Here is a 19,254-nt window from a genome sequence, read left to right on the forward strand (position 1 = left end):
GTTAACTTACCTCCTTTTCCAGCTTTTTCAATTCTTCTGCTGTAATGTGGTAACCGTGGTCCTCTTTAATAGAACGGACGAGCATCGGCCCGAATGTAAGCAGAAAGCCTGGAATAATAACAGCGTATGGAGATACAATAGCGTTTTCCATATTAATCATAATCATGCCGAATCCCCAGACAAACATGCCGATTCCAATAATAAAAGGAAGAATTGAACCATTTGGCATATGAATGTCAGACAATGGTTCAGCCGGCTTCATTTTGCCGTCTCCATGAATCTTTTCATAAAATAAAGGATCAAGGGAGCGTACCTGCGGCGTCTGTGCAAAGTTATATTCCGGAACAGGGGTTGGAGTCGTCCATTCCAATGTTCTTGCATCCCACGGGTCGCTTACTACCACACGCTCTGCTGTCATAGCAGAATATACGATGTTAATAACCAGTACGATAATACCGGCAGACATTAGAAATGCCCCAAGTGAGGAAATTAAGTTCATCGTTTCCATTCCCTGGCCTTCCAGGTACGTGTACACCCTTCTTGGCATTCCGATAAGGCCCAGAATATGCTGCACAAAGAATGTCATGTGAAAACCGATATAAAACATCCAGAACATCAGCATACCAAGCTTTTCATTTAAATGATGGCCGAACATTTTTGGATACCAGTAGTACAATCCAGCCAGCAGCCCGAGAACAATACCACCTACAATAATATAATGGAAGTGGGCTACAACGAAGTAAGTGTCATGGTATAAATAGTCAACTGGAACCATAGAAAGCATAACACCAGTTACACCGCCCAATACGAAGGTAGGGACGAAAGAAGAAGCACACAGCATCGCTGTATTAAACGTCAGCTTACCGCCCCACATCGTAAAGAGCCAGTTGAATATTTTGATGCCTGTTGGTATTCCTATTGCCATAGTGGCAATAGCAAATACCGAGTTTGTTACCGGGCCGATACCAACGGTAAACATATGGTGAACCCAAACCATAAAGCCTAGAAAAGCAATAATTAATGTAGCAAATACCATTGCTGTGTAACCAAATAATCGTTTTCTTGAGAAGGCCGGGATGACTTCGGAAATAATTCCAAAGGCCGGCAGTACTAAAATATATACTTCCGGGTGCCCGAAAATCCAGAAAATATGCTGCCATAATACAGCATTTCCACCGCTGTCCGGTGAAAAGAACTGTGCGCCGAACAGCCGGTCAAGCATAAGAAGAGCAAGCCCTGCAGCTAATGGCGTAAAAGCGAATACAATCAGTAGGGAAGTAACAAGTGAAGTCCAGCAGAAAAGCGGCATTCTCATCATTGTCATCCCTGGGGCACGCATATTTACGATCGTTACAATAAAGTTAATAGCAGAGATCAGTGTACCAATACCACTCACTTGAAGACCGAGAACATAAAAGTCCATGCCTAAATGTCCGTAATCTCCTGCCGACAGAGGCACATATGCCGTCCAGCCTGCGTCCGGAGCTCCTCCGAAAAACCAGCTGACGCTTAATAGCAGTCCGCCGAAAAAGAAAATCCAAAAACCGAGCGCATTCACAAAAGGAAATGCTACGTCACGCGCTCCTATTTGAAGGGGAATAACATAGTTCATAAAAGCGAATAATAAGGGTGTTGCTGCAAGGAATAACATGATGGTTCCGTGCATTGTAATAAATTCATTAAATGTCTGCCCGTCCAGGAAGTTGTTTTCCGGAAACATAAGCTGTATTCTCATAAAAACAGCCATTAACCCTGCTTTCAGGAAAAACAACGTACCCGCTATTAAATACATAACGCCTAATTTCTTATGGTCTACTGTGGTCAGCCAGTCCATTAAGACGCTTTTGTCTTTCTTTTCTTTAATAATTGCTGAATAATCCGCCATTGGATTTACCCTCCTTTACTCTTTATTCGTTTTGTGGTTCTTCTATTCTATCTGATCCATCCGTCTCTATTTGTCTTCCCAGAGCCGGCTGTTCCACTTCTAACGTATCAAGGTAATCAAGCAGAGCTTCCATATCCTGATCTTCCATGTCCGGATATGCCTGCATATTGTTACCCTGCTTAAAGGATTCCGGATCACGAATCCACGCTTCAAGATTTTCTTCATTGTATTCTACAACCCCGGCAATCGTCTCCCGGTCGGAAAAGTTTGTCAGCGTCGGTCCCTGGGCAGAACCCTGACCGTCTACAGCATGACATCCAATACAGCCCTGGTCTTCAAATACCTGTCGTCCATCTGCAGCTGTAGTATCCTCTTCCAGTTCAGCAGGTTCTGCCTGCATGGTTTCTACCCAGCTGTTGTATTCATCGCGCTCAAGTGCTACTACTTTAAAGTCCATTAATGCATGGGAAGGTCCGCATAGTTCTGCGCATTTCCCTTTGTAAATACCAGGCTCATCTGCTTCGAGCCAAAGACTGTTTTCAATTCCCGGAATAGCATCAATTTTCCCACCAAGTGCCGGTACCCAGAAAGAATGGATAACATCTTCAGCCGTTAATGTGAACTCTACTCTTTCTCCAACAGGAATATATACTTCATTCCCTGCGGTAAAGCCTTCTTGATAATCAAACTGCCACCAGTATTGATGACCTGTTACATCGATCGTGACACCTTCGCCTTCTCCCTCACCGCTGGATCCTGAGGCCTGGGGCGTTGTGTCAGCAAAATAATATGTACCTGTAATTGTCGGTACGGCTAGAATTGCCAATAAAAATATAGGAATAATAGTCCAGGTTAGCTCTAGTGTTTTACTTCCTTCTACCTGTTTAGGGTACTCATCGTCACCCGGTTTTCTTCTGAATTTCACTACAGCAATAAAGTACAGTGCAAATACAACAATAATGACAACTGCCATAACATACAAGCTCAAAATCAGGTTATCAAGAATCCATTCTGCCTGTGGACCGTATGGGTCCAGCGCAGTAAGGCGTTCTTCACCACATCCTGACAATAAGAGCAGTATGAAAGATAAAGGCAGAAGCCGCATCATAAACGTATGCTTGTTCATAGCTAATTTAACCCCCTCTTTCTTTAATTAATAATATATCAACGCCTGATCGGCGCAATTCATAGAGCAGGAAGCGCCATGGTTATTAATACCATGGAAAAACATACGACGGAGCAGACAAGTGCCCCGGCTGCCCACTTTTTGTCCGAGCGGGCTTTCAAACCTGCTGCCAGCCAAATGAGCCAGACGGCTCCCCCGGTCATTACGGTAATAAGATACGCGGTTCCATACTGGCTCAGCAGAAGAGCACCCAGTATAAAAACTGCTGCGTATAAAATACTTTGAAGTTTAGCTGTCTTGTTTCCAGATATCACTGAAAGTACGGGAATTCCCGCTTTTATGTATTCTTCCTTTTTCATAACGGAAAGAGCCAGCGAGCACGTACAGTACCAGATAAAAAATAGAAACGCTAAAATCCAGGCCGCCGGGTGAAGCGAAGCATCTGCTGCTGACCAGGCGATTAAAGGCAGCACTGCAAAAACTCCCGCCTGTATAAAGCTTCCGAAGCTTGACCGATATTTGAGCCAGTACGCATAGCCAAACACATACACTAAAGCAGCAAACGTTCCAAATAATCCAGTCGTTAAACTAATGGAAAAGAGCAGCATGATACCTACAGCGATAACAAGAAGGCCTATAGCAAGCGCTTGTTTATCCTTTTTTTCTCCGTCGTTCCGGCTGCTTTTTTTCAGTTTATTTTCCACCATAACGCACCCTTGTAAAAGAAGCCCTGTTCCAGCAAAGGTAAGAATAAACAAATGCAGATTCTGCTGCCATTGGAAGCTGGAGAAGGGTTCTGCGGCCAGCATCACTGTAAACGTTATCAAAATAACAAAAAATAAAAGCCCTGTTCTCCTGAATAAAAAGAATAGGCGCGCAGCGAATCGATTTTCTCCGGAGGCTCCTGGATGATGAAGCGAATCAGCAGATGATCCTGTCCTATTCATGATTACACCTCCTATTATAAATAATCCCCCTGTGTGTACGCTTCACTGTTTATATTGTAGCATTAAAATACCCTGGTTAGAACCAGAAATTGCAAGGTCCTGCCGCATCCTTACTATAATATTATAGCTTAAATGCTTCACGCTTTCACCTATTTCCTTATATTCACAATTTATTCAAGTTTACGAAACGCCTTTAAATGTTCATTACTATTAAATTGACTTTTATATGTAGAATCCCTACGATTACAATAGGTTCGTTACTTATACAGCATAGATTGGACTGAGGTGGATAGCAGTGAATAATATTGGCTTAAAGATTTTTAGTGTTTTAACTTCTATTGGAATGTTAATTGTACTTATTCAAGGTTCCCTCGTAACAAAAACAGGTTCCGGAGAAGGATGTGGAGCTACCTGGCCGCTCTGCTTTGGAGAAGTTATACCGGATTCTCCTGCTTTGGAAACGATTATAGAATACAGCCATCGTTTGTGGTCCGGACTTATGGGACTGTTTGTGATTATTCTGGCTGTATGGGCCTGGAAAAAACTCTCCCATTTAAGAGAGACCAAGTTTATGGCTCTCATGGCTGTTCTTTTTATTGTCTTCCAGGGAATGATGGGAGCCGGGGCCGTCATATGGGGGAATTCAAGCCTTGTACTTGCCCTCCATTTCGGGATTTCCACTATTTCTTTTGCTACAGTGGTTCTTCTTACCGTTTTAGCTTTTGAGAATAATAAAGATGCTCCTGCCCCACTGGTCAGTAAAGGATATAGAAATTATCTGCTTTTCGTTATCGTTTACTGTTACGCTGTTATTTATACAGGAGCCTATGTAAAGCATACCGATGCCACTTACGCCTGTGAAGGCTTTCCGCTCTGCAACAGCCAGATTATTCCGGATGTGAGCGGCGTATTGGGCTTTCAGATCGGTATTCATTTTGCCCATCGGGTGTTTGCTACTATTTTATTCATTTTCATCGCGATTCTGATGATCTGGACTATTAAACGCTTTGCTTCTTCAACTGCTTTAAAAACAGCAAGCATTCTTGTATTCGCCTTAACAGTCCTGCAAATTACTGCCGGCGTTTCCATTGTATTTGTTAATGCCTATCTTGCATCTGCTTTAACACATGCGATTACGGTCACATTTTTATTTACCACGCTTGCCTACATGGCAATGATTGCTACCCGGAAACCCCCGGTGGATAAACGTTATAAATAACAGTTGGTTATAAAAACTGCGCTGCCGGCTGCATATGAACTATTTTTATAAACAAAGGAGAAGACCAGGGGGGTCACCCCCCTGGTCTTCTTTTGTACCTATTAAAAGAAATCGTATATAAATGGCTCCAGGGTGCTGACACCAGCCTGCAGAAGATTAGCCTGTTCTTCCATCCCCTGGATTCTTCCGGATTTCCAAGCCTGCCTGGCACTAATGTATCCCATAAAAACAGCCGTGGCCGTCTGGATATCCATTTCAAGGCCCTCATGCTCTGATCGTCCTGGAAAAAATCGAATGTGAATACTGCCGTCTACATTTTCAAGGCTGTAAAATCCTTGATTCCATTCACAAAAATCATCTTCAATTTTTAAATTTAATTCTTCCCCTTCTTTTAAATGCAGCGGATACTTCTGCAGAAAAGAAGTCATGTTTACAATACGTGCCATAAAGTAGCTTTCCCGCTTTTCTGTAATCCTCGAATCCGGGAGCAGAAAACGGCTTGGATCATCTACAGCTGGTTTCATTTCCACTTCCGTAATCATCGAATCGTGCTGAGCCAGAAAACTCCAAAGCGCCGTACGTGCTTCTTCATCGAGCCAGATAAACTCTTTTACGTCCATCTTCTGATCTTTCACTTTGTAAATAACGTACCCTCTATCTTCGCCCTGTTCATTTTTAAATACGGCAACCTCTCCCGTTTTCCGCTTTAACACCATGTAATCCCACCATTGTTTATCACGGATAACAGCTCCAGTATAGGAAACAGCCCATTTTTCGTAAATAGGCTGCAGCACCGCTACTGCTCTTTGTTTCACTCTAGAGATGCTGCCTTTTTCCAATGGAACGGGCTTGGGAAGCTGAGCGCTTGAAAGCGTCCAGGTTTTTGCATCGGCAAACAGCTCCCATCCAAACTTCCGGTAAAAAGAAAAAGAGAAAGGATACAGCAGAGAGACTTCACATCCCCTTTCTTTTATATCTTCCAAAGCGGAGCGGAGAAGCTCGCGAACCAATCCGCCTCGACGTTTTTCAGGCCAGGTTGCCACACCTGAAATCCCTCCCATCTTCATAATCTGTCCGGCAATATAGATATCAGAAGGAATAATAGTAAGTTTTGAAGCAATTTCTTTGTTTTCTACGGCCACCCAGGTATTTTCCGGTTTAATGATTTTTCTGCGGTCTTCCCGCTGATCGGCTGAAAGCTCAAATTGAAAGGCAAATTCCCCCAGATTCATGTTTTGATCGAGCTCTGCCGTCTTCATTTTTCGTATTTCCACCTTTATTCGTCCTCTCCTTTGAACATGGCAATAGCCCGTTTCCGCTGAATAGAATGGTCAACTGCCGGCTCAGGATAATCTTTCCCTATGATGCAGGATGCTTTTTCCTGCTCTTCTTCACTCATCTTCCAAGGCTCATGAATAAACTGTTCGGGTACATCTTTTAAAACGGGCAGGTATTTTTTTATAAATTCTCCTCTTTCGTCAAACCGCTGGCTTTGTCGTATCGGAGAAAATACTCTGAAATACGGCACCGCATCAGAACCGGTGGACGCAGCCCACTGCCATCCTCCGGCATTGGATGACGGATCGTAGTCTATGAGACGTCGTTCAAAATACTGCTCCCCTTCTCTCCAGTCTTCCAGAAAATCTTTCACGAGAAAAGAGGCCGTTATCATCCTGCCGCGGTTATGCATCCAGCCTGTTTTATTTAATTGAATCATACATGCATCCACTACAGGGTACCCTGTCTCGGCATTCTTCCATTTATCCAGATTTTTTTTATTATTTTCCCAGCTCAGCGACTGGTATGCTTCCTTTAATTCTTTATTTTTTAAATCCGGATGGGAAACGTGAATCATATTATAGAAATCCCTCCAGGCCAGTTCACTTAAGAAAGTACCGGCCCCTTTGTCCTCTTCTTCGAGCTTGGGAAGCAGTGCTTGATAAATCGTACGTACTGATATTCTGCCGGTTTTTAAATAAGCCGACAGTCTGCTCGTACCGTCTGCTGCAAGAATGTCCCGTTCTTTTTCATAATATTCCACTGGATCATCTGCAAATGCATCTAAACGATCAAGGGCATCCTGCTCCTGCACCTTCTCCCATTTTGTTTCTGCCTTTTTATTATAATTCTTTAAACTCTCCTGGTCTTGTTTATCGGCAAAGGCTTTGTTTATTTGTCGTGATGCTAAAAACTCCATATCTGCCTGGAACGGCCTGTCTTTTTGCTTTTTAAACCAATTTCGATAGTAAGGCGTAAAGACCTCATAGTAGCTTTCATCTTTTTTTAATACTTCATCTGAAGCGTGAAAATGGGCATCTTTAAAAGGATAAAATACAGCATTAGAAAGCCCCTTGCGTGCTTGTTCATCTCTTTTGACCGCCTGCGGCACTTCATCTTCGTTAAAAAATACCGCACTGATTTCTTCTGCTTCCCCTAAGCTTTCAAAAACATGCCCGATTTCTCCAACTTTTATGTACAGGCGGATATCCTTTTCGCTGCATTCTTCCGAAAAAGCCTCCAGGTTTTGAAAAAAATAATCATGATGCGGACACGGGTCTTCTATCCGTTTTTTTTCTATATGAAAAAAGGCGAGCCATTTTCTGGCGTCATCTTCCTGCAGCCACTGCTCGAGCGCATGCATGGCATGGCTGTCCGTGAGCCGTAAATCCCTTCTAAACCACAATACTGCTGTTTCTGCCATCGTGTATATCATCCTCTCTGCTTATCCTTTCTCTTATACCCTCTTTTATAAGCTTTTAAAAACAAAAAACCAGCTGAAGGCATAACCTCTTCAGCTGGTTTTCTTATAGTTAGGATGAAAATTCAATTAACAGGTCACCGGTAGCTATTGCATCGCCATCGGCTACGTGAATGGACTTCACTTTTCCATCGAACGGAGCCTGTACGGTTGTTTCCATTTTCATGGCTTCCGTGATCATCAAATGATCGCCCTTTTTAACTTTTTCTCCATCTACAACAAGTGTCTTAATCACGGTTCCCGGCATAGAAGCCCCTATTTGATTGGCATTCTTTTTATCTACTTTGGGCCGTTCGACAACAGATGCTGCCACGTTCTGATCTTTAATATTTACTTCCCGCGGCTGGCCGTTCAGTTCAAAATAAACAATTCTCGTGCCATTATCCTGTGGTTTGGAAATGGATATCAGCTTAACAATTAACGTTTTTCCCTGCTCAATTTCCACTTCAATCTCTTCACCGAGCCGCAGGCCATAGAAGAAGGTAGCAGTATCCAGCACCGTTACATCCCCGAACTGATGACGGAAACGTTCAAAATCCATATACACTTTCGGATAGAGCGCGTAAGACAATAGATCATGACTTGTGATCTGACGATCTACTTCTTTATACAGCTCTTCCTGAAGGCTTTTGAAATCCACGTCATCCATGTTTTCCCCGGGACGGTTGGTGATGGCTTCCCGTCCTTTAAGAATCACGTCCTGCAGGTCTTTTGGAAATCCTTGATATGGCTGGCCGAGATAGCCTTGGAACAGCTCTACAACAGAATCAGGAAAATCCAGACTGCCGCCTTTTTGCAGCACATCTTCTTCTGTCAGATCATTTTGGACCATATAAAGAGCCATATCGCCGACTACTTTTGAAGAAGGAGTAACTTTTACTACATCTCCAAACATGTCGTTCACCCGGCGGTACATTTTCTTCACGTCATTCCAGCGTGAACCGAGACCGACTGCTTTCGCCTGCTGCTGCAGGTTGCTGTACTGGCCGCCTGGCATTTCATGCTCATATACCTCCGTGTGAGGGGCGTTCATGCCGCTTTCAAAGCCCTGGTAGTATTTTCTTGTATAATCCCAGTATTCATTCAGCTCTTCTATCGCTTTTATATCAATATCCGGCTGGCGTTCATTGCCTTTAATCGCATAATACAGGCTGTTCATGCTTGGCTGGGACGTTAGTCCGGCCATCGAGCTGATGGCAACATCCACAATATCGACTCCTGCTTCTATCGCTTTCGCGTACGTAAAGATGCCATTGCCGCTTGTGTCATGGGTATGCAGGTGGATCGGTATGGAGATGGTCTGCTTCAGCTCGGTCACCAGCTGATAGGCTGCTTCCGGTTTAAGCAGGCCGGCCATGTCTTTAATACCCAGAATATGGGCGCCTGCCTTCTCGAGGGACACCGCCATGTCTTTATAATACTGCAGGTCATATTTCGTACGGGCGGCATCTAATATGTCGCCTGTGTAGCAGATAGAAGCCTCTGCCACTTTCTGCTGGTTTCTCACTTCATCAATCGCCAGCTGCATGCCCTCCAGCCAGTTTAAAGAATCAAATATGCGGAACACATCAATGCCTGCATCCGCGCTTTTTTCTACAAATTCTTTAATGACATTATCCGGATAGTTTTTGTATCCTACGGCATTAGAGGCCCGCAGCAGCATCTGCAGCAGAATATTCGGCATTTTCTCACGTAAGAGAATCAGACGCTCCCACGGATCTTCGTGTAGAAAACGCATCGATACGTCAAACGTCGCGCCTCCCCACATCTCCGACGAAAACAGCTGCGGCAGCATATGAGAAGTCGGGGCGGCAATCTTTTTCAAATCCTGCGTCCGGACTCTTGTCGCAAGCAGCGACTGGTGGGCATCGCGGAAAGTAGTATCTGTTAACAGTACCTGCTTTTGGCTCAAGACCCAGTCAGCCAGACCTTCCGGACCGCGTTCGTCTAAAATCTGCTTGGTTCCTTTTAACGGTTCTGCCGTTTTTTCAATGATCGGTACAGGCGGCTTGTCCAATACAGGCTTTTTCAGTTTTTCCAGTCCCGGGTAGCCGTTTACAATCGTCTCTCCAATAAAGGTGAGCATTTTTGTTCCGCGGTCTTTTCGTTTTGGAAAGACGAACAGCTCCTGCGTTTCATCTATAAAGGAAGTATTATAATCGCCGCTTAAAAAGCCGCTGTGCTGCACGAGGTTTTCCAGAAAAGGAATGTTCGTAATAATACCCCGGATCCGGAATTCGCGGAGGTTCCGCAGCATTTTTGCCGCCGCTCCTTCAAATGTTAACGACCAGGTGGAAACTTTCACGAGCAGAGAATCGTAATGTGGCGATATTACGGCCCCTTGAAAGCCGTTACCGGCATCAAGTCGTACACCAAATCCCCCGCTGGAGCGGTAGGCCATTATTTTCCCGGTATCAGGCATAAAGTCGTTGGCGGGATCTTCTGTGGTAACACGGGACTGAATCGCAAAGCCGAATGTTTTAATATCTTGTTGTTCCGGCATATTCAGTTCTTTTCCATGCAGGGATTTTCCGTCTGCTATATAAAGCTGGGCCTGCACGATGTCAAAGCCGGTAATCATTTCCGTGATTGTGTGTTCCACTTGAATTCTCGGATTCACTTCAATGAAGAAAAATTCTCCGTGGGGATCGACCAGAAATTCAACCGTACCTGCATTCACATACTCAATTTTTTTGCTTAGCTTTACGGCCGCGTCGCAGATCTTCTCGCGGAGTTCGTCTCCAAGCGACACGCTCGGCGCAATTTCCACTACCTTCTGGTGCCTTCTTTGCACGGAACAGTCTCTTTCATACAGATGCACGACGTTGCCGTGGGTGTCCCCTAGAATCTGTACTTCGATGTGTTTCGGACTTTCTACAAACTTCTCTACATATACTTCATCGTTTCCAAAAGCTGATTTAGCTTCTGATTTTGCCCTGTCGTACGACTCGGATAAAGATTCCGCGTCCCGGACAATCCTCATGCCGCGGCCGCCGCCGCCAAGAGACGCTTTAATAATAAAGGGATATCCATTCGCCTCGGCAAAGGAACGCACTTCCTCGACGCTCTCCACCGGACCGTCGCTTCCCGGAATAACAGGCAGACCTGCCTCGAGTGCTGTGGTCCGGGCTTTTACTTTGTCCCCGAACATATTTAAATGTTTTGTTTCCGGACCTATGAAAATAATGCCCTCTTCTTCACACCGTCTGGCAAATTCAATATTTTCTGAAAGAAATCCATAGCCGGGGTGAATAGCATCAATATTATTTTCTTTCGCCGTAGCAATAATATCTTCAATATCAAGATATGCATCAATAGGCTTTTTTCCTGCTCCCACGAGGTATGCTTCATCTGCTTTGTATCGATGAAAAGCCCCTGTGTCTTCCTTGGAATAAATTGCTACGGTGCGGATATGTAGTTCTGTGCAAGCTCTGAAAATCCGAATCGCAATCTCTCCACGGTTCGCAACTAATACTTTTTTAATATTATTCAGCTGGCTCATCTCGTACCTCCCGGTTTTCATTCTTTTTCTGTATATATTTACTGACAATTCCAAATATATTTTATCATACCATGTCCTTATTTTTTGTCAAAAAAATTTTGTACTTTATAAATAAAAAAACAAGCTGCGGACTGCAGCTTGTTCTTAACTGTTTACTGTTGCTTCGTGGAACGCGGAAAGTTTTCTTTCAAGTTCAGAAAGAATATGTTTACCCGTTGCATCTTCAATAAGATTCAAGCGGATAGCAAAGTCAATCTCACGGGAAAGACCAAACATCTGCGTGTCCAATACCTCTTCATAAAGAGGACATTGAGGCATTGTTAAGTTTTCCATCTGCACTTCAATCAGCTTTCTGATTTTTTCTGCATCGGCAACAAGAAGGGCATATGCTTTTTCTTTATGTTCGGTTTCTGCCTTTACGCTCAAGGTGACCCCTCCTAATATAAGCTAATTAAATCTATCTTATCTATTTAATAGGAAAAATGCAAGAAAGTATTGAAAAGTTCACCATATCTAAACATCCTGCTTGTTTTCCAAGTCTTCCCTTCCTATGATATTATAGTACTACTGCATATACAAGGAGGAATTACACGATGGAATTTATTCTTTTCATATACGGTAACACCAAATACACGATCACTATTGATCCCACCGTCTGGATTTTCGATGATAGAAAGGTGGACCTGACTACCTGGTTTGAACAGGAAAAAAAGGCAGATACATCTTTGGAAGAATACACGCGGGCGGCCTCAGAGCACTGGGACAGGGAAATGACAGAAGGGGCACGTATTCCAAAGCGTACCAAGACAAATGAAGTCCGTAACAAAAAAGAAACGTTGATCAAAGGCAGTTTTGGGATTCCTTTTTATTCCTTTATCGAGAATGCCGAGCCCGGAGAAGACGCCTCCAAAGTAGTCGTAGAACGCTCACAGGGGTCAGAACTTATTGTAGATCTGGATACGGCAAAAGACTTCATTGCAGGATTTTCCAAAGACGGTGCCACCCTTAAAGAAGACGGTCCTGTTCATATTTATTACGGCAGCGGGGAAAACAAAGAAAATCCCATCACTTTTGTGACAGGATTCCGGATCGTATAATTATAACAGATCGGCTGCAAGCTGGGCGAGTCCTGATCTCTCGCCTTTTTCCAGCTTCACGTGGCCGCTGATTGATTGATTCTTAAACACTTCGACAACGTAGGCTAGCCCGTTGTTTAATTCATCCAGATAAGGATGATCAATTTGTTTTGGATCACCCATCAGTACAATTTTACTGCCTTCCCCTACTCTTGTCAGGATCGTTTTCACTTCATGTTTTGTTAAATTCTGTGCTTCGTCAATTATAATAAATTGATCGGGTATGCTTCGGCCTCTAATATACGTTAACGCCTCCACTTCAATCGATCCCATGCCGGCTAGAATCTGATCGAGTTCGCCGGGCTTTTTTGCGTTGAATAAATATTCCAGGTTATCAAAAATAGGCTGCATCCAAGGTCTGAGCTTTTCGTCTTTTTCGCCGGGCAGATAACCTATATCTTTCCCCATTGGTACAACCGGCCTGGCTACGAGAAGCTTATTATAGCTGCCGTAGTCTTCCGTAAGCATTAAACCGCAGGCAAGCGTCAGGAGCGTTTTTCCTGTGCCTGCTTTACCTGTCAGGGTAACCAGCGGGATATCGTCCCGCAAAAGCAGTTCCAGAGCCATCTTTTGTTCCACGTTCCGCGGCTTTATTCCCCAGGCATGTTCATGTTCATTCGTAAAAGGAACCAGCTGAGAGGCAGAAGCATCTACTTTGCATAAAGCAGAAGACGATCCGCCTGCAATGTCCCGGAGAACAACAAACTCATGCGGATACATCCCCGTTTCTTCCAGTTGTTCCAGCGGGAGTGAATTTTCCGCATAGAAAGTATCTATCAGATCTTTTGTAACGGCTATATGCCGCTTTCCTCTATACATATCATCAAATTCAGTTACACGGTCACTTAGAAAGTCCTCGGCATGAAGACCTAAAGCATCGGCCTTTACGCGAACCAATCCATCCTTACTTACGATAATAACGGTTTTTCCTGTATTTTCTTCAATTTGCTGCGTATGAAGGTTATGCGCTACGGCCAGAATGCGATTATCGTTTGTTACTTCTATGAACATATCTTTCAAGTATTGATAGGATTTATGATTCAGTTCAACCCGTACGGAGCCTCCTGAATCGAGCAGGACTCCTTCATGAAGTTTCCCTGTGGCTCTTAGACTATCGAGAATTCTGGCCGTTTCGCGGGCATTTCTTCCAATCTCATCCATATACCTTTTTTTTGAATCAATTTCCTCCAGCACTACGGCCGGAATTACTACGTCATTTTCTTTAAACTGATAGATAGCACGAGGGTCCTGAAGAAGCACATTTGTATCGAGCACGTATATTTTTTTCAACGTTATTCCCCCCAGATGTAAGTGAAAATCTGTTCTATCCTATATGAATAGAATGATGTCTTTTTTTGTGGAGGAGGCCCCCTTACGTCTAGACTGTTTTCATGGCCTTCATCACTTGATTATCCAATTTAGCTGCAGCTTCCGCATCGTAGGTTTTCTCATAGCGGGGCTCCAATGTCATTTTGGCGCCGTAAAACATAATGTCCTTTACCTCATTAATATCGAGTTCAGCCAACGCCAGTTTAATAGGCACATCTTCTATTTCTTCTTTGAGTATTTTAACCTCCCCGGCGATCGCATACGTCGATCCATTTCCTATAACGGTAATAACAATCCCAGGATTATGATGCATGTTATCCATCATCTTGGAACGGTTGTCGATAGTGAACCGCAGGGTTTCTCTATCCGGTGCATATATCCAGGAAAGTACTCTCACATCCGGCGCATTTGATTCGTGGTCTACTGTAGTTAGTGAAATGTACCGTTCTTTTTTGAGAAGGGCCAACAGCTCATCATTTAAGTTTTTTTCCATTCGGTTTGCCATTCCATAACCCCCTTATGTATTTTTAATTCCCATAACAGGCGGTGCTTATGCCTATTAGTTTACATATACGACATTTTGAGCGGAAACTCCTTTAATTTCCTGTTCACTAGTCGTTCTTTGGAAGTTCATCAGTGATAGCCTTCCTTCTTTCATGTTATACTATTATAGAAACAATCTCGATAAAATTGCTCATCCTACTGGAGGATTCAGATATGAAAGTCAAATGTGTACTCTGCGATGACATTCATGATCTTGACGATGGAAATCCGCTTGCAAAAAAATTGCGGAACCGCCCGATTCATACGTATATGTGCGAAACCTGCCAGGCACGAATTGCCAAACGTACAGAAGAAAGAGCGCAGACCGGTAACTTTCATTTATACCGGGACCCTACTCAGGATGATGGATGGTAAAAAAATGGTTTATCAAAAACGCTTCCTTCGGGAAGTGTTTTTTTATAGCCAGACCTTTATAAAAATAAAAGAAGCTCTCCCAAAAGGGAAAGCTTCTTTTATTATGCAGACGTCTGCTGATTCTGCTCCTGCTTATGGCGTTTAAGCCGCAGCCGGTAAACAGCCAGCACAACAGCCGCTGCAAATAACGATTCAACTACAGCCATTCCAATAGCAAATATTGTTAAAGGAAGGGCACCTATGAGAAGGGCACTATACACGATAACGTTTTTGAGAAGAGGCAGTTTACGTGCAAATCCCATGTTAAATACGAGAATGCACATAATCACTACAGCTGCATACAAAAGCCAAAAGCCCGTAATCGGATATTCATGTATGCCGAGCATACCGGCTGTCCATGACAGCTGGTCCTGCGTGACGGCAATATCTTCGGAGTTGGTGGTGCCGTTCATTACGCTTCCCTCCTCATGAGATGCCATTTATGCTGAGGTGTTACTTATTTAGATACCTTGCTTCGCTTTTCATCGCGCTCTCTGGCACTCTTATCAAGAATTTTCTTCCGGAGACGAATAGACTTTGGTGTTACTTCACAATACTCATCTTCGTTAAGGTATTCCAACGCTTCTTCAAGCGTCATAATTCTTGGACGCTTCATCGTAACGGTGTTGTCTTTGTTAGCGGAACGAACGTTTGTCTGCTGTTTCATCTTTGTGATGTTAACAGTTAAATCGTTATCACGGGTATGTTCGCCAACGATCATACCTTCGTAAATTTCCGTTCCGGGTTCAAGGAAAAGCGTACCGCGGTCTTCCACCTGCATCATGCCGTACGGAGTACATTTACCAGTTTCCATGGAAACAAGCACTCCCTGGCGGCGTCCGCCGACCTGTCCGCTGTGCAGTGGACGATAGCCGTCAAACACATGGTTAATAATGCCGTAACCTTTTGTCTGGGCCATGAATTCTGTTGAATAACCAATAAGACCTCTGGAAGGAACGAAAAATTCCATACGAACCTGACCGTCTCCACGGTTAACCATGTCGCGCATTTCTCCCTTTCGTTCTCCGAGAGATTCCATAACTGCTCCTGTATAATCTTCAGGCACGTCAACCTGTACCCGTTCAACCGGCTCAGATACGACACCATCTACTTCTTTGATAATGACCTGAGGCTTGGATACCTGAATTTCAAATCCTTCACGGCGGAGGTTTTCAATAAGAATACTTAAGTGAAGCTCACCGCGCCCGGAAACGGTCCATACATCCGGAGAATCAGTGTGCTCTACGCGGAGACTGACATCTGTTTCCAGTTGTGTCATCAAACGCTCTTCAATTTTTCTGCTCGTAACATAGTCGCCTTCGCGTCCGGCGAAAGGACTGTTGTTTACAAGAAACGTCATTTGAAGAGTAGGCTCATCGATACGAAGTGCAGGCAGTGGATCTTTATGGTCTGCCGGGCAGATTGTCTCCCCAACCATAATATCCTCTACACCGGCAATAGCAATCAGGTCACCGGCTGTTGCAACGTCGATCTCCATACGCTTTAATCCCATGAAGCCAAAAAGCTTCGTAATTCTAAAGTTTCTTACCGTGCCATCCAGTTTAATTAAGGAAACCTGATCTCCATTTTTGATCGTTCCACGGAATACTCTTCCGATCCCGATACGTCCAAGATAGTCATTGTAATCAAGCATTGTAACCTGAAACTGAGCAGGCTCGCTGCTGTTATCAATTGGGGCAGGTACAGTATCAAGAATAACATCAAACAGGATATCCATTTTTCCATCCTGGTTATCTGAATCCATGCTTGCTGTTCCGTTAATAGCAGAAGCAAATACTACGGGAAACTCGATCTGCTCTTCATCAGCGCCAAGCTCGATGAAAAGGTCAAGTACCTCGTCCACTACTTCATTAGGACGTGCCATTGGACGGTCAATCTTGTTAACCACTACAAGTGGCGTAAGTTTCTGTTCAAGTGCCTTCTTAAGAACAAAGCGGGTCTGCGGCATACATCCTTCATACGCATCCACTACCAGAAGAACACCATCCACCATTTTCAGGATACGTTCGACTTCTCCGCCGAAATCGGCGTGGCCTGGAGTATCCATTATATTAATGCGGGTGTCTTTATACTTTACTGCCGTGTTTTTAGCAAGAATAGTAATACCGCGTTCTTTTTCAATGTCGTTATTGTCCATTGCACGCTCATCGACATGCTCATTCTCCCGATACGTTCCAGACTGTTTTAACAGCTCGTCCACCAATGTTGTTTTACCATGGTCAACGTGAGCTATAATAGCAATATTTCTCAAATCATTACGTAATTCCATTCGTTTACCGCTCCTATCCGATACTATCATTCCTTAACCTATCAATTGTAGCACATTCCCTTTTGATTGGGAGTACTTTTTGCTTAATTAAGGGAAAATATCTGTCATGCTTTTAAATTCTCTAATTCCATTGTAGACTATTAAGTAGAATAAAGTAATAGTGAAAAGTGGTGTTTACTACAATGACGGCAGTAAAATGGGTATTTCTTTTCTTTGCCTTTCTCGCTACTTTCAGCATTGCCAGCCTTGGTATTGCTGTTGCAGAAGGCTCACTTCTAATTGCTTTGATCTGCATTGCCGGTTTGCTTGGCTCTTTTTATGGAGCCAGAAAACTTCGTGTGAAACAACAGTCCAATGCATAGGAAACAGCAGTGTTCACTGAACACTGCTGTTTTTTTCTGCATTATTTTCATCAGGAGCTGATGCATAGGCATGGACAGCCGCTACGCCTGCAACAAATATGGAAGGCGCATAGACGGTCGTAAACAATGCAATATAAACAATTAAAAACAAAACCCCACTGAAAAACTTCCTCAGATACATTTGTCCCACCCCTGGTAGCAGCAGGGACAGAACCGCTGCAATTATTGCTTTTCTTCCTTTTAAATAACTCATTCTTTCACCTGCCTTAAATCAACCATTCCCGGTGCCGGATCAGTTAGACACCGGAAGCCTTAATCCCTGTTTTCGTTTTTAACAACTCTGGATACAGTAATCCCGTCTCCGCTCGGGATAAGCGTCGACTCCAGCTGAGGATGGGCCGCCACCTTTTCATTAAACTGCCGGATCGATTCAGTGTAGCGCTTATCTTCCAAATCGGGATTAAATACGGTATCCCCTGCCAGAACGTTGTCTGCTACAATTAATGCCTGTGGGTTGGCAAGCTCTACCGCATAGTCGAGATAATTGACGTAATTTTTCTTGTCGGCATCTATAAAAATAAAATCGTAGGAATACTCGCCTTCTTTTAGATGCTTTAATGTATCGAGAGCCTCGCCGACCATAATCGTCGTCTGTCCTTCAAATCCGGCGCGGATATGATTCTGCTTGGATACCTGTGCGAAATTTTCGTTTACTTCCAGGCTTGTTAAATGTCCTTCTTTTCCAAATCCCCTGGCAAGACAGATGCCGCTGTATCCGCCCAATGCACCTATTTCAAGGATATTTTTTGAACGGGATATCTTAACAAGCATCGTCAATATTTTACCTACATTCGGACTGACGGAAATTTCCGGCATGTTGTTTTCCCGGATAGACTTAAGCACCTCTGTTAATTCATCATCATTTGGCTGAAAAACGGATTGAATATATTCATTTACTTGTTTCATCCTTTATTCCTCCTACAATATTTTTATGATTGCCGGGTCAATATTATAGGCTCATCCTCTGTAATGATGATGGTATGTTCATACTGAGCCGATTTCTTTCCATCTTTCGTTCGGGCTGTCCAGCCGTTGCGGTCCATCCTGCTGTGCCAGCTGCCTTCGTTAATCATCGGTTCGATTGTTACGGCCATTCCTTTTTTTAACCGCTGTCCTTTTCCGGGTTCTCCGTAATGGGGAATCTGCGGATCTTCATGAATAGTACGCCCGATGCCGTGACCGGAAAAATCTTTAACGACGGAGTATCCTTCATTTTCTGCATAGCTTTGGATAGCATGGCCGATATCACCGATTCTGTTTCCGTCCACCGCCTGCTGAATGCCTAAATCCAAAGATTTTTTGGTTACCTCCAGCAGTTTCTCCGTCTGATCAGAGACTTTCCCAGCTTTATGCGTCCAGGCGGAGTCAGCCAGGCCTCCCTTTAGATTCACGACCATATCAATCGTTACAATATCGCCTTCTTTTAACACAGAAGGCCTCGGAAAGCCGTGACAAATTTCATCGTTTATGCTCGCGCAGGTAGCGTACTTGTAGCCCATATACCCTTTCTGTTCCGGTGTTGCCCCATGTTTTTTTAAATATGTTTCTACAAACCTGTCTATTTCTTTCGTGGACACCCCCGGCTTTATCCGATGTTCTATTTCTTTGTGGCAGTCTGCCAGCAGCCTGCCGGCGTCTTCCATCAATTGTATTTCCCTTTTTGTCTTTAATGAAATCAAACTG

Annotated in this window: 18 protein-coding genes; 4 read left to right on the forward strand and 14 right to left on the reverse strand. The window is 43.8% G+C overall.

Translation table 11 applies throughout. The features are described from left to right. Position 1: 1 nt before the first annotated feature. From ctaD to AC5W14_RS01635, 3 genes are read right to left on the reverse strand one after another with little or no spacing between them, the layout of a single operon-like run. Positions 2 to 1,885, reverse strand: a complete 1,884-nt coding sequence (gene ctaD, locus AC5W14_RS01625) for a cytochrome c oxidase subunit I (RefSeq protein WP_496059351.1) — start codon at positions 1,883 to 1,885, stop codon at positions 2 to 4. A 22-nt stretch (positions 1,886 to 1,907) separates the two neighbouring features. After that, positions 1,908 to 3,011, reverse strand: coding sequence for a cytochrome c oxidase subunit II (gene coxB, locus AC5W14_RS01630; protein WP_496059350.1), 1,104 nt, complete (start codon positions 3,009 to 3,011; stop codon positions 1,908 to 1,910). 59 nt (positions 3,012 to 3,070) lie between these two features. Next, positions 3,071 to 3,958, reverse strand: a complete 888-nt coding sequence (locus AC5W14_RS01635; RefSeq protein WP_496193549.1) for a UbiA family prenyltransferase — start codon at positions 3,956 to 3,958, stop codon at positions 3,071 to 3,073. A 295-nt stretch (positions 3,959 to 4,253) separates the two neighbouring features. Between AC5W14_RS01635 and AC5W14_RS01640 the strand changes: the two genes are divergently transcribed. After that, positions 4,254 to 5,177, forward strand: a complete 924-nt coding sequence (locus AC5W14_RS01640; RefSeq protein ID WP_496059348.1) for a COX15/CtaA family protein — start codon at positions 4,254 to 4,256, stop codon at positions 5,175 to 5,177. A gap of 101 nt (positions 5,178 to 5,278) precedes the next feature. Here the strand turns inward: AC5W14_RS01640 and AC5W14_RS01645 are convergent, their stop codons facing one another. From AC5W14_RS01645 to AC5W14_RS01660, 4 genes are all read right to left on the reverse strand, one after another. Further along, complete coding sequence (locus AC5W14_RS01645) at positions 5,279 to 6,451, reverse strand: GNAT family N-acetyltransferase (RefSeq protein ID WP_496193550.1); 1,173 nt, start codon at positions 6,449 to 6,451, stop codon at positions 5,279 to 5,281. A 2-nt stretch (positions 6,452 to 6,453) separates the two neighbouring features. Further along, positions 6,454 to 7,878: a cryptochrome/photolyase family protein gene (locus AC5W14_RS01650; RefSeq protein WP_496193551.1), complete on the reverse strand. Its 1,425-nt coding sequence runs from the start codon at positions 7,876 to 7,878 to the stop codon at positions 6,454 to 6,456. A gap of 109 nt (positions 7,879 to 7,987) precedes the next feature. Then, positions 7,988 to 11,437, reverse strand: a complete 3,450-nt coding sequence (pyc, locus tag AC5W14_RS01655; RefSeq protein ID WP_496059345.1) for a pyruvate carboxylase — start codon at positions 11,435 to 11,437, stop codon at positions 7,988 to 7,990. A gap of 144 nt (positions 11,438 to 11,581) precedes the next feature. Then, positions 11,582 to 11,863, reverse strand: coding sequence for an Fpa/YlaN family protein (locus tag AC5W14_RS01660; protein ID WP_120192368.1), 282 nt, complete (start codon positions 11,861 to 11,863; stop codon positions 11,582 to 11,584). A gap of 167 nt (positions 11,864 to 12,030) precedes the next feature. On the opposite strand from AC5W14_RS01660, the gene AC5W14_RS01665 reads away from it, so the two are divergent. Further along, positions 12,031 to 12,534 carry a peptidyl-prolyl cis-trans isomerase gene (locus tag AC5W14_RS01665; RefSeq protein WP_496059344.1) on the forward strand — a complete coding sequence of 168 codons (504 nt, stop codon included), beginning with the start codon at positions 12,031 to 12,033 and terminating at the stop codon, positions 12,532 to 12,534. Here AC5W14_RS01665 and AC5W14_RS01670 read toward each other — a convergent pair whose 3' ends face one another. Together AC5W14_RS01670 and AC5W14_RS01675 are read right to left on the reverse strand one after the other, a co-directional pair. After that, the gene (locus tag AC5W14_RS01670) at positions 12,535 to 13,863 is read right to left on the reverse strand and encodes a PhoH family protein (RefSeq protein WP_496059343.1); all 1,329 of its coding nucleotides are present in this window, start codon (positions 13,861 to 13,863) and stop codon (positions 12,535 to 12,537) included. Positions 13,864 to 13,951: 88 nt separating this feature from the next. Beyond that, positions 13,952 to 14,407 carry a pyridoxamine 5'-phosphate oxidase family protein gene (locus AC5W14_RS01675; RefSeq protein ID WP_496059342.1) on the reverse strand — a complete coding sequence of 152 codons (456 nt, stop codon included), beginning with the start codon at positions 14,405 to 14,407 and terminating at the stop codon, positions 13,952 to 13,954. 212 nt (positions 14,408 to 14,619) lie between these two features. On the opposite strand from AC5W14_RS01675, the gene AC5W14_RS01680 reads away from it, so the two are divergent. Further along, a complete protein-coding gene (locus tag AC5W14_RS01680; RefSeq protein WP_252315650.1) occupies positions 14,620 to 14,820 on the forward strand; it encodes a YlaI family protein in 201 nt (66 codons plus the stop codon). A 101-nt stretch (positions 14,821 to 14,921) separates the two neighbouring features. On the opposite strand, the gene AC5W14_RS01685 is transcribed toward AC5W14_RS01680, so the two are convergent. Together AC5W14_RS01685 and typA are read right to left on the reverse strand one after the other, a co-directional pair. Continuing rightward, positions 14,922 to 15,299, reverse strand: coding sequence for a YlaH-like family protein (locus AC5W14_RS01685; RefSeq protein WP_496193552.1), 378 nt, complete (start codon positions 15,297 to 15,299; stop codon positions 14,922 to 14,924). A 17-nt stretch (positions 15,300 to 15,316) separates the two neighbouring features. Continuing rightward, positions 15,317 to 17,149, reverse strand: coding sequence for a translational GTPase TypA (gene typA / locus AC5W14_RS01690; protein ID WP_496059340.1), 1,833 nt, complete (start codon positions 17,147 to 17,149; stop codon positions 15,317 to 15,319). Between the two features lie 182 nt (positions 17,150 to 17,331). On the opposite strand from typA, the gene AC5W14_RS01695 reads away from it, so the two are divergent. Further along, positions 17,332 to 17,511, forward strand: a complete 180-nt coding sequence (locus tag AC5W14_RS01695) for a DUF5325 family protein (protein WP_496059339.1) — start codon at positions 17,332 to 17,334, stop codon at positions 17,509 to 17,511. Between the two features lie 13 nt (positions 17,512 to 17,524). On the opposite strand, the gene AC5W14_RS01700 is transcribed toward AC5W14_RS01695, so the two are convergent. From AC5W14_RS01700 to map, 3 genes are read right to left on the reverse strand one after another with little or no spacing between them, the layout of a single operon-like run. Further along, a complete protein-coding gene (locus AC5W14_RS01700; RefSeq protein ID WP_496059338.1) occupies positions 17,525 to 17,764 on the reverse strand; it encodes a hypothetical protein in 240 nt (79 codons plus the stop codon). Positions 17,765 to 17,823: 59 nt separating this feature from the next. Beyond that, positions 17,824 to 18,477, reverse strand: a complete 654-nt coding sequence (locus AC5W14_RS01705; protein WP_496059337.1) for an O-methyltransferase — start codon at positions 18,475 to 18,477, stop codon at positions 17,824 to 17,826. Positions 18,478 to 18,500: 23 nt separating this feature from the next. Beyond that, on the reverse strand, positions 18,501 to 19,250 hold the full coding sequence (gene map, locus AC5W14_RS01710) for a type I methionyl aminopeptidase (protein ID WP_496059336.1): 750 nt from the start codon (positions 19,248 to 19,250) through the stop codon (positions 18,501 to 18,503). Positions 19,251 to 19,254: the final 4 nt, after the last annotated feature.

The sequence above is a fragment of the Sinobaca sp. TMA16-18 genome (assembly GCF_059510535.1).